The 17,522-nt window shown below is 67.8% G+C and carries 13 protein-coding genes; 10 read left to right on the top strand and 3 right to left on the bottom strand.

The annotated features are described in order from the left end of the window. Positions 1–4: 4 nt before the first annotated feature. The 9 genes from AC3IPM_RS03085 to AC3IPM_RS03125 are packed head-to-tail and all read left to right on the top strand — an operon-like array spanning position 5 to position 12,312. On the top strand, positions 5–2,149 hold the full coding sequence (locus AC3IPM_RS03085; RefSeq protein WP_489302476.1) for a glycosyl transferase family protein: 2,145 nt from the start codon (positions 5–7) through the stop codon (positions 2,147–2,149). Continuing rightward, positions 2,146–4,977, top strand: a complete 2,832-nt coding sequence (locus AC3IPM_RS03090; protein ID WP_489302477.1) for an NfrA family protein — start codon at positions 2,146–2,148, stop codon at positions 4,975–4,977. The genes AC3IPM_RS03085 and AC3IPM_RS03090 overlap by 4 nt, the downstream gene beginning before the upstream one ends. 19 nt (positions 4,978–4,996) lie before the next feature. Beyond that, a complete protein-coding gene (locus AC3IPM_RS03095) occupies positions 4,997–6,022 on the top strand; it encodes an alginate O-acetyltransferase AlgX-related protein (RefSeq protein WP_489302478.1) in 1,026 nt (341 codons plus the stop codon). Positions 6,023–6,026: 4 nt separating this feature from the next. Further along, positions 6,027–7,151, top strand: coding sequence for an alginate O-acetyltransferase AlgX-related protein (locus tag AC3IPM_RS03100; protein ID WP_489302479.1), 1,125 nt, complete (start codon positions 6,027–6,029; stop codon positions 7,149–7,151). A gap of 13 nt (positions 7,152–7,164) precedes the next feature. After that, positions 7,165–8,745 (top strand): MBOAT family O-acyltransferase, encoded by a 1,581-nt coding sequence (locus AC3IPM_RS03105; protein ID WP_489302480.1) that lies wholly within the window; start codon positions 7,165–7,167, stop codon positions 8,743–8,745. A gap of 14 nt (positions 8,746–8,759) precedes the next feature. After that, positions 8,760–8,990, top strand: coding sequence for an acyl carrier protein (locus tag AC3IPM_RS03110; RefSeq protein WP_489302481.1), 231 nt, complete (start codon positions 8,760–8,762; stop codon positions 8,988–8,990). Between the two features lie 26 nt (positions 8,991–9,016). Next, positions 9,017–10,492: an AMP-binding protein gene (locus AC3IPM_RS03115; protein ID WP_489302482.1), complete on the top strand. Its 1,476-nt coding sequence runs from the start codon at positions 9,017–9,019 to the stop codon at positions 10,490–10,492. Then, positions 10,489–11,175 carry an alginate O-acetyltransferase AlgF gene (locus AC3IPM_RS03120; protein ID WP_489302483.1) on the top strand — a complete coding sequence of 229 codons (687 nt, stop codon included), beginning with the start codon at positions 10,489–10,491 and terminating at the stop codon, positions 11,173–11,175. The genes AC3IPM_RS03115 and AC3IPM_RS03120 overlap by 4 nt, the downstream gene beginning before the upstream one ends. A 3-nt stretch (positions 11,176–11,178) precedes the next feature. Continuing rightward, on the top strand, positions 11,179–12,312 hold the full coding sequence (locus AC3IPM_RS03125; RefSeq protein ID WP_489302484.1) for an acyl-CoA dehydrogenase family protein: 1,134 nt from the start codon (positions 11,179–11,181) through the stop codon (positions 12,310–12,312). A 12-nt stretch (positions 12,313–12,324) separates the two neighbouring features. Here the strand turns inward: AC3IPM_RS03125 and AC3IPM_RS03130 are convergent, their stop codons facing one another. The 3 genes from AC3IPM_RS03130 to ettA form a co-directional block, all read right to left on the bottom strand. Further along, positions 12,325–13,323 (bottom strand): DUF4434 domain-containing protein, encoded by a 999-nt coding sequence (locus tag AC3IPM_RS03130; RefSeq protein ID WP_489302485.1) that lies wholly within the window; start codon positions 13,321–13,323, stop codon positions 12,325–12,327. 55 nt (positions 13,324–13,378) lie between these two features. Beyond that, positions 13,379–14,695, bottom strand: coding sequence for an NCS2 family permease (locus AC3IPM_RS03135; protein WP_489302486.1), 1,317 nt, complete (start codon positions 14,693–14,695; stop codon positions 13,379–13,381). Between the two features lie 421 nt (positions 14,696–15,116). Beyond that, positions 15,117–16,781 (bottom strand): energy-dependent translational throttle protein EttA, encoded by a 1,665-nt coding sequence (gene ettA / locus AC3IPM_RS03140; RefSeq protein WP_489302487.1) that lies wholly within the window; start codon positions 16,779–16,781, stop codon positions 15,117–15,119. A 237-nt stretch (positions 16,782–17,018) separates the two neighbouring features. Between ettA and AC3IPM_RS03145 the strand changes: the two genes are divergently transcribed. Further along, positions 17,019–17,477 carry an RcnB family protein gene (locus AC3IPM_RS03145; RefSeq protein ID WP_489302488.1) on the top strand — a complete coding sequence of 153 codons (459 nt, stop codon included), beginning with the start codon at positions 17,019–17,021 and terminating at the stop codon, positions 17,475–17,477. Positions 17,478–17,522 lie beyond the last annotated feature (45 nt).

The raw sequence follows: 17,522 nt of genomic DNA on the forward strand, positions 1-17,522 counted from the left end.
GGCCGTGGACGGTCTGTTCTGGAACATCCAGCTGGCCAACTACTACGCCGCCCTGGAAACAGTGGCGGCGGCGGTGGCCGTGCTGATCCTGATCTCCAGCCTCGATGACCTGTTCATCGACATCTGGTACTGGGTCCGCGAAAGCTGGCGCACCCTGACCGTCAAGAAGCGCCGCGAGTACAAACCGCTGACCCAGCAGGACCTGCTGCAGCGGCCCGAACAACCGCTGGCGATCATGGTGCCGGCGTGGATGGAGTACGACGTCATCGCGCAGATGGTCGAGAACATGATCGACGTGCTCGACTACCGTGACTACGTCGTGTTTGTCGGCACGTATCCCAACGATGCCGAAACCATCGCCGAAGTCGAACGCATGCGCCGGCGTTACAAGCGCCTGCGTCGGGTGGAGGTGCCGCACGCCGGCCCGACCAGCAAGGCCGACTGCCTGAACTGGCTGATCCTGTCGATCTTCGATTACGAAAAACGCCATGGCATCGAGTTCGCCGGCGTCGTCCTGCATGACAGCGAAGACGTGCTGCATCCGATGGAACTGCGCTTCTTCAACTACCTGCTGCCGCGCAAGGACATGATCCAGCTGCCGGTGACCTCGCTGGACCGCGAGTGGTACGAGTTGATCGCCGGCGTGTACATGGACGAATTTGCCGAATGGCATGCCAAGGATCTAGTGGTGCGCGAGAGCGTGTCCGGCATGGTGCCTTCGGCCGGCGTGGGCACCTGTTTCTCGCGCAAGGCGCTGCTGGCGTTGAGCGAAGCCACCGCCAACCAACCATTCAACACCGACAGCCTCACCGAAGACTACGACGTGGGCGCGCGCCTGGCGGCGATGGGCATGCATTCGATCTTCGCGCGCTTCCCGGTGCAGTTCCGTGTGCGCCGGCCGTCGTGGTTCGGCTGGGGGCCGGTACGCGAAAGCACCCAGTCGATGGCGTTGTGCGTGCGCGAGTACTTCCCCGACAACTTCCGGGCGTCCTACCGGCAGAAGGCGCGCTGGGTGCTGGGCATCGGCCTGCAGAGCTGGGAAACGCTGGGCTGGCGTGGCTCGTTGGCCACCAAGTACCTGCTGGCGCGTGACCGCAAGGGCATCGTCACCTCGTTCATCAGCATCATCGCCTACCTGATCTTCGTGCAGCTGCTGCTGTTCTGGCTGCTCAAGGTCACCGGGGTGTGGACTACCCAGTTCCCGACCATCTTCCAGGCCGGTACCTGGCAGATGAACGTCGCCCTGATCACCACCGCCGCACTGGCCACGCGCGTGGTGCAGCGCTTCTATTTCGTCAACCGCCTGTACGGCTGGGAACACGCGTTGATGTCGATCCCGCGCATGGTGGTCGGCAACATGATCAACTTCATGGCCACCGCCCGCGCGTGGCGTATGTTCCTGCTGTACCTGCTGTTCGGCCAGCGCATGGTGTGGGACAAGACCATGCACGACTTCCCCACGACCTCGCAGCTGGTGCAGACCCGCAAGCGCCTGGGCGAACTGCTGACCACCTGGCAGGCGGTCGAACCGGAGCGGCTGAAAGAAGCGCTGCAGCAACAACAGGGCGGCCGCCAGCAACCGCTCGGTCGGATCCTGGTCGCGCAGGGGTGGCTGGATGATGAAACCCTGGCCGAGGCCATCGCCTTCCAGGGCGACCTGCCGCGCGCGGTGATCGATGTGGACTACCTGCAGGCCGGGCAGTTCCCGCTGTCGGTGGAAGCCTGTGTGCAGTGGCGCCTGTTGCCGCTGCCGTCGAGCACGCCCAGCGAGTTGTCGGTGGCTGTGTCCAACCCGCTGTCCGACGCCGAACAGGCGCAGCTGCTGCACGACGTCCATGCCACCACGCTGACCCAGTTCATCGCCCGCGAAAGTGAAATCAATGCGGGCCTGCGCCTGATCAGCGGCGAGACCTACCGCATCGATGCGGTGCCGCTGCTGGGCGACCTGCTGGTGGAAATGCGCTTGATTGCACGCGACCAGTTCGAACGCGTGCTCGATGACTACAAGCCGCAGCGCGACGGCCGCATCGGCGATTACCTGGTCAAACACGGCGTGGCCACCGAAGCGGCCATCGCCGAAGCCGTGCGCGAGCAGCATCGGCGTTCCGGCCAACCCCAATACAGCGACAGTGGAGAGCTGAAGGCATGAGAACCACATTGCTTTCCAGCATGATCGCGCTGGGCCTGCTCGGGTTGGGCAGCGCCACGGTGCACGCCCAACCGGCACCGTTGCCGCTCTCCGGCAATGCGTATCGCATCGCCGAGCAGGCCTTTGCCGCCTACGACCGCGCCGACTACGCGCAGGCCTACCGGCAGGCGAGCGAAGCGGCACGGCTGCGCCCGGACGTGGCGCGTCTGCGCCTGTTGCAGATCTACGCATTGCAGAAGCTGGGCCGCCAGGATGAAGCGCGTGCGCAGGCGCGTCGGGCGATCGCCGACGGCGTGCAGGATCCGGCGTTGGCCGGGCTCGCCGCCGCCGCGCCGGCTACCGCCGCCGGTGGCGCACCCACTCCGCGTGGCAGTGCGCGCCCGGCGGCTCGCCCGAGCGCGGCCGAACTGGCCTATCAGCGCGCCTTCCCGCTGGCCACCGACGCGTACGCGGCCTACAACGCCGACCGCATGGACGAGGCCGCCAGCAAGGCCGAGCAGGCCTTCCGCCAGCAGCCCCAGCAGGGCGCATGGGCAATCCTGTGGGTGGCGGCGCTGGAAGCGCGCGGCGACCTCGACGGTGCCTTGCAGGCGGCCACCACCGCACTGGATCTGGGCGCCCCGAACCGCGCCGACCTGATGGCCCGACAGCTGCGCATCAAGCGCGAACAGGCGGTACTGCCCGCGCAGGCCGGCTACCAGGCGCTGATCGCGTTGCGCCCGGAAGATGCCATTGCACCGGCGCGCCAGGCCGTTGCGCTGGCGCCGGAAGTGGCCAGCCATCGGCTGCTGCTGATGAGCGCGCTGATGCTGGCCGAGCGCCTGCCCGAAGCGGTGGACGCCGCCTCCGAGGCGATTGCCCAGGACAGCGAAGACACCAATGCACTGGTCATGCGCGGCTACCTGCGCCAGCGCCTGGGCCGCACCGCCGAGGCCAATGCCGATTTCGACAGCGTGCTCGCCCAGGATTGGCTGGACGCCCAACAGCAGCGCAACGTGCGGCTGCTGGCGGTGGACGCGGCGCTGGCCAGTGGTGACCGCACCCGTGCCGAGCATCTGCTCGCACCGCTGCAGAGCGCATCGCTGGCCGACGAGGATGCCGACACGCGCAAGGCGATCACCGATGCGGTGGCCTTGCGCAGCCGCGCGCTGCGCAGTGCCAAGCCGGGCCAGCTGCTGACCCAGACCTCGTATCCCGCGCCGATCCAGCAGTGCCGCGACACCCCGTACGGCACCCAGTGCGAGATGACCCCGTCGGACCTGCAGGGCGAAGGCGGCGCGGCGCAACGCGCGTATGCCGCCTACGGCCGCATGGATTACCCGCAGGCGATCAGCGAAGCGCGCCAGGCCGTGCAGGCCGCACCGGACAGCGTGCCGCTGCAGCGGCTGTTGACCACTGCGCTGGCCGCCGGTGACCGCAGCCAGCAGGCCGAAGCGCGCCAGCGCCTGGACACCGCGTTGGCCGCCACGCCCAACGATGCCGGCCTGCTGATGCAGCGCGGCTACCTCAACCAGCGCGTCGGCGCGCCGGATCGGGCGCTGACCGATTTCCAGGCCGCCGAAGCCACCGGCCAGGCACCGCCGACCGTGGTGCTCGACCAGGCCTATGCCCATGCCGCGCAGGGCCAGCATCCCGAAGCGGTGACCCTGCTGCGCGGCGCCATCGACAGCGCCGATCTGGGCAAGCTGCCGCTGGACACCGCGCAGCGTTACAACACGCGCAGTTCGATCGCCAATTTCTCGCGCGAGTGGGGCGTCACCCTCTCGGCCGGTTACCGCGGTGCTCGCCAGGCCGCCACCAACCTGGGCGGTGCGGCGATCAGCACCCCCGGCGATTCGGTGTTCGGCACGCTCGAAGCCTTCTGGCGCCCGCAGGCGCTCAACAACCAGCACGGCACGCTGGAAGCATATGCGCGCCTGGCTAACACCCTGTACGACGAAGGCGGCACCTTCGAGTCGCTGCTCGCCGTGGACCCCTGCACCGGCGAAGCCACCCAGGATGCGCGCGACCGTGCCGAACGCCTGAGCCGTTCGCGCTCGGTGGCGGGTTGGCCGTCCACGGTCGGTTCGTTCGGCGTGCGCTATGCGTTCGGCCAGACCGGCCTGAGTGCCGGCATCGAGCGTCGCCAGTTCCTCGGCACCGCCACCCGCCGCGGCGGCGTGTATCCGGATTCGGCGGCGACCCGCTGCCGCATCCAGACCGAGTCCGACCGCCCGCAGCAGGTCAACACGCTGGCGCGCTATCGGCTCGACAGCAGTGCTGGCGGCTGGATGACCTACCTCACCTACGGCTTCTACCACGGCACCGGCGTGCGCACCGACGTCAACCAGTGGTGGACGCTGAGCGGCTACGCCCAGGCCGGTTACAGCTGGGACGACAACCGCGCGCACTTCACCGTGGACGCGCTCGATGCCAACGGCGATCCGAACCGGCGCCTGGCCGATTCCGATGGCCGCCTGCGTCGCCAGCAGGCCTTCGCCGCTGCCGAACTGCGCGCCGGCCGCAGCTACCGGTTCGGCGCCGACCAGACCCGCTGGATGCTAACGCCCTACCTGGTGCTGGGCGCGGACTGGATCGACCAGCGCTCGCGGGTGAGCGGCATCGACTATCCGCTGATTGGCACGCAGTCCTTCGCCCTGTCCGACACCGACCGCAGCTGGTCGCTCGGTGCCGGCCCGGGCATCGGCGTGCGCTACTGGTTCCGCGAGGATCACTACAACGCGGCACGCTCCTATGTGGATCTGGCCGTGCAGTACCGCTTCGCCATCGGCGGCGGGGACACCCAGCGCGCCAAGGGCCTGTTCGCCACCGCCACCGTGTACTACTGACATTGGAAAGGAACCCCGGATGATCCACGCACACCGCCCGCGCCGTCTGTCGCGCTTCCGCCTGCCGCTGCTGGCCGCACTCGCTGCCGTGGCCTGCAGTGCGCCTGCACTGGCTCAGGTACCGGCCGCCGCCGCGGCCCGCCAGGACGACTCGGCCATCGTGCTGGTCGGCAAGGACGGCTGGCTGTTTCCCGCCTGGGGCAGCCTCAGTGCGGTGGACACCAAGGCCGTGGATGCGTCCTCGCAGTTGATCGCCGACGCCAAGGCCAAGCTCGCCGCACGCGGGGTCAAGCTGGAACTGCTGGTGCTGCCCGACAAGGTGATCTTCTATGAAGACCGCCTGCCGGAAGGCAAGGTGGTGAGCGCCTCGGTGGAAAAACGCTACGACACCATCCTCGGTTCGCTGCGTACCACCGGGGTGGAGGCATTGGATGCACGCAAGGTGCTGGCCGACCTGCGCGCGACCGGTGCCGACGTGTTCTACCGCAGCGATCAGCACTGGACCCAGGTGGCGGCCGATGCCACCGCCGATGCGCTGGCCGCGCGGATCAAGCGCGAGGTGCCAAACCTGGCGGGTGAGCCGGGCAGTGGCATGCCGCTGGGCAAGGAAACACGCGAGCGCCGCTACGGTGACCTGGCCGAGCTGTTCCTTCCGCCGGAGCAGCGCGCCAGCATCGGCCGCGAAACCTTCGTGGTCCGCCGCGCCGCGGAAAACCAGTCCCTGCTCGACACCGGCAAGGCGCCGGTGCACGTCACCGGGCACAGCATGGTGCAGGCGTACTTCGGCTTCCCGCAGAAACTCTCCAACGCCATCGACCGCCCGGTCACGGTGAACTGGAAGGCCGGCAACGTCGGCCCGTGGATCGTGCTGCTGGAATACCTGGAATCGGCCGACTTCCGCGACAACCCGCCGCAGGTGCTGGTCTGGCAGATGTTCGAGCCGGTCTACGGCTTCGGCCCGCAGGCACAGGGCCAGTGGGACAACGCCTCGATCATGACCCCGCAGCAATGGCAGGCACGCCTGGCCAAGGCGCTGGGGCAGTAACCCGATGAGTGCACGTCCTGGCGCACCCGCGCCCCTGCCACCGGCTGCGCCGGCCCGTGCGCATGTGCCCACCACCGTGGCCGTGCTGCTGTTGCTGGTGATCGGGCTGGTATCCGGTGGCTGGATGCTGTGGCGTGCCGAACTGCCGGCCGCCGCGCTGGCGCCGGCGCGTTGGGCCGACGGCGAAGCCGGCCGCGCGATCAACGCCGCCCTGAAACTGCCGGTGCAGGCGCAGGCCGACACGGTCAGCGCGGCGCTGCGCTATCGCCTGTTCGGCGACACCGGTGCGCAGGTTGCGCTGGGCTGCCCGGACTGGTTGTTCTACCGCGATGGCCTGCGTCCCCCGCCCGGTGCCGGTGAGGCGGTGTTCGGCCAGCGCGCGCGTCTGATGCAGCACTGGTCGGCGCAGTTGAAGGCGCAGGGCGTGCAGCTGCTGGTGGTGGTGGTGCCGGACAAATCGCGGATCGAGCAGGCACACACCTGCGACCTGCGTCATTCGGCCGCGATGCGCGCGCGCCTGGGCCAATGGCAGCAGGCACTGGCGGCGGCCGGCGTGGCCTCCACCGATCTGTTGCCGGTGCTGCGTGACCAACCCGCGCCGATGTTCTTCCGCACCGATGTACACATGAATCGACTCGGTGCGCAGCGTGCCGCCGATGCGGTGGCCGCCTCGGCGCTGCCGTTGCTGGGCGGGCGCGGAACGCAAGACTTCGAGGTGGGCCCGCTTGGCGCGCCCAAGCCGCGCATGGGCGATCTGATCATCCTGGCCGGGCTGGAACATGCACCGCCGGCGTGGCGGCCGGCGCTGGACCGTGAGCCGGAGCAGGTGATCGCGCCGCTGCGCAGCGGTGGCCTGCTTGACGAGACCCCGCCGGTGGAAGTGCTGCTGCTGGGCAGCTCCAATGGCCGCCGCAGCCTGTTCGCCGAACGCCTGGGTGATGCACTCGGGCGCGAGGTCTGGAACCAGAGCCTGGATGGCGGCCAGTTCTCCGGTGCGCTGCTCGCCACCTGGCCGCAACGCACGCAATGGCCACCCAGCCTGAAACTCGTGGTCTGGGAGTTTTCCGAGATGGCCCTGTCGCTGCCGTTGACCGACGGCGAACAGGCCACGCTGGCCGAGATCGACTGAGCACCTACCGACGATGCTTTTCAATTCCTTCCTGTTCCTGCTGATCTTCCTGCCCATCGCACTCGGCGTGCATTACGCGCTGGGCGCGCTGCAACCGCGGCTGGCCGCGCTGTGGCTGTGCGTGGCCTCCATCGTGTTCTACGGCTGGTGGAACCCGCAGTTCGTGGTGCTGCTGGCCGGCTCCATCGTGTTCAACTACCTGGTCAGCCTGGTCATCCTGTCGCTGGCCAAACGGCCCAAGCTGCAGCTGCTGGCCACCGCGTTGGGTGTGGCGGCGGACCTGTTGCTGCTGGTGCACTACAAGTACTTCGCGGCGATGGTGAATTTCGTCGGTGAGATGGGCTTCAACGTCGGCCCGATGGATGCGCTGATCCTGCCGCTGGGCATCTCCTTCTTCACCTTCACCCAGATCGGCTACCTGCTCGATTGCCGCGCCGGGGTGGTCAATGACCGCAGCCCGCTCAGTTACGTGCTGTTCGTGACCTTCTTCCCGCACCTGATTGCCGGCCCGATCCTCCACCACAAGGAGATGATGCCGCAGTTCAGCAAGCGCGAAACCTACCGTTTCCACGCCGACAACCTGTCCATCGGCGGCATGCTGTTCGTGATCGGCCTGGCCAAGAAAGTGCTGCTGGCCGACACCATTGCGCCGTACGCCGACGCCGGTTTCGCCGAGACCGGCCAGGTCCAGTTCTGGGGCGCGTGGGCCACCGCGCTGAGCTACGCGCTGCAGTTGTACTTCGATTTCTCCGGGTACTCGGACATGGCGCTGGGCCTGGCGCGCATGTTCGGCATCCGCTTCCCGCTCAACTTCAACTCGCCCTACAAGGCGACCAGCGTGATCGACTTCTGGGCGCGCTGGCACATGACGCTCACCCGCTACATCACCGCCTACCTGTACTACCCGGTGGCGATGGCGGTCACCCGCTGGCGCACCCGCCATGGCCGCGCGACCGGGCCGGCCGCGGTGGGCTCGGCCGGTGGCTTCCTATCGATGATCGTGCTGCCCACGGTGTGGGCGATGGGCTTGGCCGGGATCTGGCACGGTGCCGGCCTGCAGTTCCTGATCTTCGGCCTGCTGCATGCCGGCTACCTCGCGATCAACCATGCGTGGCGCGTGTTCGTCGGCGGGCGCAAGCCGGTGGCGCTGCGCAAGGTCAACCGGCTGCAGCATGTCGGCTACCTGCTGTTGACCTTCGTGGCGGTGCTGTTCGCCCAGGCCTTCTTCCGCGCCGATGGCGTGGCCGATGCCTGGCAGCTGGTGCAGGGCATGGCCGGCGTGCGGGGCTGGGAAAGCCTGGAGAGCCTGGGCCATGTCGCCGGCTTGGGGCTGGCCGATGGCTGGCGCCTGCTGGTGGGGCACCACATCCAGCTGGCCTATATCCTCGTGCTGCTGGCCATCGTCTGGCTGGCCCCCAACGCGCACCAGATCATGGGCGTGTACTCGCCCGCGCTGTCCAAGCCGAGCCCGGCGCCGCGCGCGTGGATGCGCTGGCAGCCGAACTGGCAGTGGCTGCTGGTGATGCTGCTGATGCTGGGGCTGAGCCTGCTGAGCCTGCACAAAGAATCGCGTTTCCTCTACTTCCAGTTCTGAACAAGGTGACAAGCATGGATACCCAAGCGCTGCAGACCCAGTTGATCGATATCGTCGAAGCGGTGATCGGCACCCGCGTACAGGCCGACGAATACCTGGAGTCGTTGTTCGACTCGATGTCCAAGGTGCAGTTGATGGTGGAGGTCAAGGATCGCCTCGGCGTGACCCTGCCGGTCGATGAGATCGATGCCCTGGTCGAATCGGTGCAGGTGCTGGCCGAGTACGTCGCCGCGCACCAGCGCTGACCCACCCCCGCCGCGGAGCCGAGCACATGCGATTCGATTTTGACCACTGCCGTTTCATCGAGCTGGAGCAGGCCGCGCACGCGCCTGCCCTGCACGATGCCGACGGCGTGCTGGACTGGGCCGGCCTGCACCGCGCGACCCAGGCGTGGATCGCGCGTGCGCAGGCCGCCGGCGTGCAGCCGGGGCATGCGCTGGTGATCTCCGGGCACAAACAGGCCGCCTTCGTGGTGGCCATGCTCGGCTGCCTGCAGCTGGGCGTGACCTATGTGCCGGTGGATACCATCAACCCACCGGCCCGGCTGCAGCGCATCACCACCCTGGTGCATGCCAGCGCGGTGTATGACGCGGCGGCGGATGGCTTCAGCGCCGGTGCCGAGGCGCCGCGAGCGCTGACGGTGCCGGGGCTGGCCTACATCATGTTCACTTCGGGCAGCACCGGCGATCCGAAGGGCGTGCAGATCGGGCGCGACAGCGTCGCGCTGTTCACCGGCTGGATCCGCGAGTGCCTGGCGTTGGGCGAGGCCCCGGCGTTCCTCAACCAGATGCTTTTCAGTTTCGACTTCTCGCTGTTCGACCTGTGCGGCGCGCTCGGCCTGGGCGGCTGCTGCGTGCTGTGCCCGCGCGAGGTGATCGCCGACAGCAACCGCTTCGTCGAACACCTGCGCCAGTCCGATGTGGCGGTATGGGCCTCCACGCCTTCGTTCGTGCGCCAGCAGATGCTCAACCCGCGCTTCAACGCCGAGCACCTGCCGAGCCTGCGTGTGTTCGTGTTCGGCGCCGAGTCGTTGACCCCGCGCGTAGCCGAAGAGCTCTGGGCGCGCTTCCCGCAGGCGCGCATCATCAATTCCTACGGCCCGACCGAAGCAACCTGTTCCACCACCTGGGTGGAAATCGATGCGGAGCTGCGCGCCGCAGCGCCGAACCCGTTCCCGATCGGCGTGGCCAAGCCCTATGCCGAGGTGTTCCTCGACGACGGTGAAATCTGCATGGCCGGCGACCACGTCATGCGTGGTTACCTGGACCGTCCCGACCTCGATGTGGGCGTGCTGTTCGAGCATCACGGCAAGCGTGCGTATCGCAGTGGTGACCTGGGCGATCTCGACGCACAGGGCCGGGTCTATTTCCGCGGCCGCAAGGACGACCAGATCAAGCTCAACGGCTACCGCATCGAACTGGCCGAAGTGGATGCGTCGCTGTCCACCCTGGACGGCGTGGTCGCCGGTGCGGCGGTGGTGCTGCGCAGGCCCGATGGCAGCCTGGTGCGGATGATCGGCTTCGTCGAACTGTCGCAGCCGGGGCAGGGCAGCGTGCAACCGTTGCCGGCGTCGCTGCAGGACTGGAAAGAACAACTCGGCCGGCGCGTGCCGCCGTACATGATCCCCTCCGAACTGATCGCCGTGGATGCGTTGCCCACCGGCACCAGCAACAAGGTCGATCGCAAACAACTGGAGCAGCGCTATGCCTTGGCGCGCACGCTCCGCAGCCAGGAAACCCCGCGATGAAAACTCCTTTGATTCCCGTGGCCGCGCTGCTGCTGGCGCTCTCGCCGCTGGCCGCGAGCGCCCAGCAGGCTGCACCGGAAGGCCGCCTGGCGCAGCTGTACGCGGCCCGCCCGCCGGCCGGCTCGGCCTTCGTGCGCGTGCTCAATCCCGGCGCCAAGGCGCTCAAGGTTGCCGTTGCCAACGGCAGCGAGCAGAGCATCGGCCCGGCGGCGCGCGCCACCCGCTATGCGATCGTGGAAGGCGGCAAGCCGTTCGCGGTGCGCGTGGCCGGCACGCCGCGCAACCAGGCGCAGGTAGCGGCCGGCAGCTTCACCACCCTGGTGCTGGACCCGGCAGCACCGACCAAGCCGCTGGCCGTGCTCGCCGATGGCGGTGGCAGCAGCGATGCGTTGAAGGCCGAGATCCGTTTCTACAACCTGGCCGGCAGCTGTGCCCAGGGCCGCCTGGCCATGGCCGATAAGGGCCCGGTGGTGTTCCCGGCCGTGGCCGCCGGCAGCAGCAGCGCGCGCGCGATCAACCCGGTCAAGGCGCGCCTGGTCGCCGATTGCGGGGGCAAGGCCAGCGCGCTGCTGGCGCTGCCCACGCTGCAGCCCGGCGACCACTACAGCCTGTTCCTGACCGGCAGCGCCGCTGCACCGGTGCTGCAGGGCCAGCTCAGCAGCACCGACCCGGTGGGTCGCTGAGACATGCTGGAGCGCACCGTCTTCCGCGATGACCACCACCTGTTCCGCGAACAGGTGCGGCGTTTCATCGACAGCCAGATCGCACCGCACTACGCACAGTGGGAGCGCGATGGCATCACCCCGCGGTCGCTGTGGCGCGCCGCCGGCGCGGCCGGCCTGCTCAACTGCCAGCTGCCCGAGCCCTACGGTCTGGGTGGCGACTACGGGCACGCCGCCTGCGTGATCGAAGAGCTGGCGCGGGCCAACTACCTGGGTATCGGTTTCTCGATCCACTCGGACATGGTCGCGCCGTACCTGATGCAGTACGGCAGCCCGGCGCTGCGTGATGCGTGGCTGCCGGCGATGGCGCGTGGCGAGGCCATTGGTGCCATCGCCATGACCGAGCCCGGCGCCGGCAGTGACCTCAAGGCGATCCGCACCCGCGCCGAGCGCCAGGGCGATCACTACGTACTGAACGGCCAGAAGACCTGGATCACCAACGGCAGCAATGCCGACGTGGTGGTAGTGGTGGCCACCGTCGCGCCGGAACTGGGGGCGCGCGGGCTGAGCCTGTTCTGCGTGGACACCGCGTTGCCCGGGGTCACCTGCGGTGCGCCGATGGCCAAGATCGGCCAGCATGCACAGGACACCAGCGAGCTGTTCTTCGACAACGTGCAGGTGCCGGTATCGCACCTGCTCGGCGAAGAGCAGCGCGGGTTTGACTACCTGGGCGAACAACTGGCCGCCGAACGCCTGGCCATCGCCCTGCGCGCGGCGGCGTCGGCCGAGGGCATGCTGCAGGAAACGGTGGCCTACGTGCGCCAGCGCAAGGCCTTCGGCCGGTTCCTGATCGACCACCAGAACACCCGCTTCGTCCTGGCCAGTGCCGCCTCGCAGCTGGCGATGCTGCGCAGTTTCCTGGACCAGTGCCTGGATCAGCAGATGCAGGGCAGGTTGCAGCCCAACCACGCGGCGATGGCCAAGCTCAACGCCACCGAGATCCAGGGCCAGGTACTGGATGCCCTGCTGCAGTTGTACGGCGGCTACGGTTACAGCAGCGAATACGGCATCGGCCGCGCCTGGGCCGATGCGCGTGCCTTGCGCATCTTCGGTGGCACCAGCGAGATCCTGCGCGACATCATCGGCCGCGCGCTGTAGGCGCAGGCGCGGTTACAGGCCCCACTGCCGCCGCAGCGCCTTGGCCTGCGGCGTATCCTGCGACAGCCACGGGTCCAGCGCGTACACCAGCACGTTGTCGGCGCCGCTGTCGTGGGCCCATTGCAGCTGGGTGCGGATCCGCGCGACGTCGGCGGTCTCGCCTTCGAAGCGCGTGCCATCGCTGGCTGAGCCGGGCAGCTCGCGGAACAGTTCCACGATCGCATCGAAGGCCACGCCGCGCTGCTGCAGCAGCGCCAGCAGCGGCTGCAGGTGCTGCACGTTGCCTGCGCCTGCCACCCCCACGCCGTCCTGCACCATCGGCCGCAGCGTCACCTTGTCCAGCAGGGTGGACCACAGCGTATCGAGCCGGCCCTCGGTGGACAGGCGGCTGAAATAGGTCGAAATCGCACTGTCGCCACCGCGCGCCTGCGCGGCCTGCTGCAGGCCGTGCAGCCACTGCGCCAGCCATTGCTGGCGAGCCGGATCGGCCCAGTGGTACTGCTCGATTTCATACGGCAGGTACCAACCGGCGAAGCCCTGCAGGCGCGGCCACGGGGCCTGCGCCAGCCAGGCCTGGGCACGCGTGAGGCTGTCGGCGAAGAATGCCTGCAGCGCCGCATCGTCGCCACTGATCGCCTTCCACCACGACTGCTCGAAGGGCAGCCCGACGCGCACGCGGACGCCGGCTTCACCGGCCGCGGTGAACAGCATGCGTAGGCTGTTCTCAGACAGTTCCCAGTCGCCGTCCGGTGCACCGTGGATGCCGCTCCACTGCAGCACCAACTGTCGGCAACCCAGGCGTTGGGCCAGTTTCAGCGAGCGCTGCCAATCGGCCATGCCCCAGTCCAGATGGCTGCGCCAGGGCTGCAGGAACGTGCCGTCGATCTTCTCCGGCACCGAACACCCGGGCAGGGCGACCAGGGCGCCCACCGCGGGTGCCAGCAGCGCGGCACGCAGCAGTTGGCGGCGCAGGGGCGAGGGCAGCGGGGCGGGCGGGGAGGTGTGGGTCATGCCCCATCATCCCAGAGCCGCGTGGCCGACAGGTGAACCACGCGGCCGCGGCGGATCACTCCAACGCGTAACGCAGCACGAACAACCCGGCCACCAGCCACACCGCCGGGTGCACTTCGCGCCAGCGCCCGGTACCGGCCTTGAGCACTGCATAGGCGATGAAGCCGAACGCCAGGCCATTGGCGATGGAGTAGGTGAACGGCATCGCCAGTGCGCACAGCGCGGCGGGCACCGATTCGGTCAGGTCGCTCCAGTCCACGTCGACCAGCTCGCGCAGCATCAGCCCGGCCACGAACAGCAGCGCCGGGGCGGTGGCATAGCCGGGCACCATCTTGGCCAGTGGCGAGAACAACAACGCGGCCAGGAACAGGGCGGCCACCACCAGCGCGGTCAGCCCGGTGCGGCCACCGGCCTGCACGCCGGAGGCGCTTTCAGCAAAGGCGGTGGTGCTGCTGGTACCCAGCAGCGAGCCGGCCACGATCGCGGTGCTGTCGGCCAGCAGTGCCCGGCCGAAGCGCTTCTGTGCGCCCGGCAGTTTCAACAGCCCGGCACGCCCGACCACGCCATACAACGTGCCGGTGGCATCGAACACTTCCACCAGTACGAACACCAGCACCACCTGCAGCAGCACGGCGATGGGCGCGCCACCGTCGTGGTGCAGCAGGCCGGGCAGATCCAGCTGCAGGAAGGTGGGGGCCAGCGTGGGTGGCAGCGAAATGATGCCGTGGAACTGCACGTCGCCGAGCAGCCAGGCCGCAGCGGTGACGGCCAGGATGCCGATCAGGATCGCCCCACGCACGCGGCGTGCTTCCAGGATCGCGATCAGCAGGAACCCGGACAGCGCCAGCAACGGCGGCGCGGTATTGAGCGGGCCGAGCGCGACGAGGGTGTCGGTGTTGGCGACGATCACTTCGGATTTCTGCAGCGCGATGATCGCCAGGAACAAGCCGATGCCGGCCACGATCGAGGCGCGCAGCGACGGCGGAATACCCGCCACCAGCCAGGCGCGTACGCCGGTCAGCGACAGCACCAGGAATACCAGGCCGGAGATGAACACGGCGGCCAATGCCTGCTGCCACGGCAGCCCGGCGGCACCGACCACGGTGAAGGCGAAGAACGCGTTCAAGCCCATGCCCGGGGCCATGCCGACCGGGAAGTTGGCGGCGAACGCCATCACCAGCGAGCCCAGTGCCGCGGCCAGGCAGGTGGCCACGAACACGGCGCCCGGGTCCATGCCGGTGGTGGCCAGGATGTCCGGGTTGACGAACACGATGTAGGACATCGTCAGGAAGGTGGTCAGCCCGGCCAGCAGTTCGGTACGCACGGACGTGCCGTGCTGTTGCAACTGGAACAGGCGTTCAAACAGGGTCATGGCAAGCGTCCGATCATGGCTGTTCATTTCTTGCGCTGAACAGCGGCGTTTCAGTTTTTACGTGCTGGGGAGGCCGGCGGGCAGCCCCGCTCCGGGACACGCCGCAAGTACATCCTTGTAGGCTGCTCCAAAACATCCCTGTTTTGGAGCGTCCCTCCGGGGGCTGCCCGCCGGCCTCCCCCGAAGGGATCGTCTGATCCGGCGACAAAGAGCATGGTGCCGCGCGGTGCTCCGGGGAAATTCCACCCGCTCACGTAATGTGTGGGGGGAGGGGGCCAGGTGCCCTCCCCACCCCGCAGCAATGACGCGTTGCCGTTGACCCAAATGCAAAACGGCCGCGCAGCGAGCGCATCGTGTCACCACCAACGGTGGCGACCTACAAAAGGCGAAAGGCCGCGCGAGCGCGGCCTTTCTGGGTTCCTTACTTCAGCGCCTTGAAGCGCAGGCGCTTCGGCGCGGCGTCGTCGCCCATGCGGCGGCGCTTGTCTTCTTCGTACTCGCGGTAGTTGCCCTGGAAGAACTCCACGTGCGAGTTGCCTTCGAAGGCCAGGATGTGGGTCGCGATGCGATCCAGGAACCAGCGGTCATGCGAAATCACGAACGTGTTGCCTGGGAACTCCAGCAGCGCATCTTCCAGCGCACGCAGGGTTTCGATGTCCAGATCGTTGGACGGTTCATCGAGCAGCAGCACGTTGCCACCCTGCAGCAGGGTCTTGGCCATGTGCAGGCGGCCACGCTCACCACCGGACAGCGAGCCCACCAGCTTCTGCTGGTCCTGGCCCTTGAAGTTGAAGCGGCCGATGTAGGCGCGCGACTGGATCTCCACACCGTTGATGTTGAGGATGTCCAGGCCGCCGGCGATTTCCTGGAAGACGTTGTGGTTGCCTTCCAGCGCGTCGCGGCTCTGGTCCACGTAGGACAGCTGCACGGTCGGGCCCACCACGATCTCGCCGGTGTCGGGCTTTTCCTGGCCGGTGATCATCTTGAACAGGGTCGACTTACCGGCACCGTTGGGGCCGATGATGCCCACGATCGCGCCGCCGGGCACCAGGAAGTTCAGGTCGTCGAACAGCAGACGGTCGCCGAACTTCTTGGAGACGTTCTTGAACTCCATCACCGCATTGCCCAGGCGCTCGCCCGGCGGGATGAAGATTTCGTTGGTCTCGTTGCGCTTCTGGTAATCCACCGACTGCAGTTCTTCCAGGCGGGCCAGACGGGCCTTGCCCTTGGTACGGCCGCCCTTGGCATTCTGGCGCGACCATTCCAGTTCCTTCTGGATCGCCTTCTGGCGCGACTTTTCCTGGTTGTCTTCCTGACGCAGGCGGTCGTCCTTCTGGGTCAGCCAGTCGGTGTAGTTGCCCTTCCACGGAATGCCGCGGCCGCGATCCAGTTCCAGGATCCACTCGGCGGCGTTGTCCAGGAAGTAGCGGTCATGGGTAACGGCCACCACGGTGCCGGTGTAGCGCGCCAGGAACTGTTCCAGCCATTCCACCGACTCGGCGTCGAGATGGTTGGTCGGTTCGTCGAGCAGCAGCATGTCCGGCTTCTGCAGCAGCAGGCGGCACAGCGCGACACGGCGCTTTTCACCACCGGACAGGGTGCCGACCACGGCATCCCACGGCGGCAGGCGCAGCGCATCGGCGGCCACGTCCAGCTGGTTTTCCAGGGTGTGCGCATCGCCGGCGGCCAGGATCGCCTCCAGGCGCTCCTGTTCCTTGGCCAGCTTGTCGAAATCGGCGCCTTCCTCGGCATAGGCCAGGTACACCGCGTCCAGCTGGGCCTGGGCCTGCAGCACTTCGCCCACGCCTTCCTCGACCGCTTCACGTACGGTCTTGGCCGGGTCCAGCTCCGGTTCCTGGGCCAGGTAGCCGACCTTGATGCCGGCCTGCGGGCGGGCTTCGCCCTCGAAGTCGGTGTCCACGCCGGCCATGATCTTCAGCACCGTCGACTTGCCCGAGCCGTTCAGGCCCAGCAGGCCGATCTTGGCACCCGGGAAGAACGACAGCGAGATGTCCTTGATGATCTGCCGCTTGGGCGGGACCACCTTGCTGACGCGGTTCATGGTGTAGATGTATTGCGAGGACATGAGGTCTCCGAAAGGCGCAAGCCTGCGCCCGTTCCGCTGGGAACAGGAACAGATGAATAAGGAATACCCCTGATTATAGCCGGAAGCGATGACAACCGCCCGCAGGCCCCAAGGGGCGGGGCTTGCCGGGGCCTGAACGGGCCGTCAAGGCCCTTGAATTGGAAACCGTTTCCAGCCGGAGACCGTTCAGATGCACTGCGCATGATGGAGCCATCAATCCACCAGGCGAGGCCAATCATGCGTATGAATCGATTTGTGGTCGGGACCGTGGCCTCGCTGCTCGCCCTGGGCATGGTGGCACCGGCCTTCGCCGATGACGACCATCGGGGGCGCGGGCATGACAAGCATGACCGCCGCGATGACCGCCGCGACTATCGGCATGACCGCCGCGATTGGCGGGACGACCGCCGCGAGGTCCGTCACGACCGCCGCTACTACGACAACCGCGGCTACTACCGCCCCGGCCCACCGCCGCCGCGTGTGGTCTATCGGCCGGCGCACGGCTACGGTTGGGCGCGTGGCCATCGCTATCGCGAGTACTACGGCGGTCCGGTCTATGTGGTCAACGACTACAGCCGCTATGAAGTGCGCCGCCCGCCCTACGGCCACCACTGGATCCGCGATGACCGCGGCAACCTGCTGCTGGTCGCCATCGCCACCGGAATCATTGCCGACTACGTGATCAATAACCGCTAAGGCGGTGCACGGGTCTGGCCCCATGAGCGGCGCCCTCCGGGGCGC

The sequence above is a fragment of the Stenotrophomonas sp. GL_111 genome (assembly GCF_057835245.1).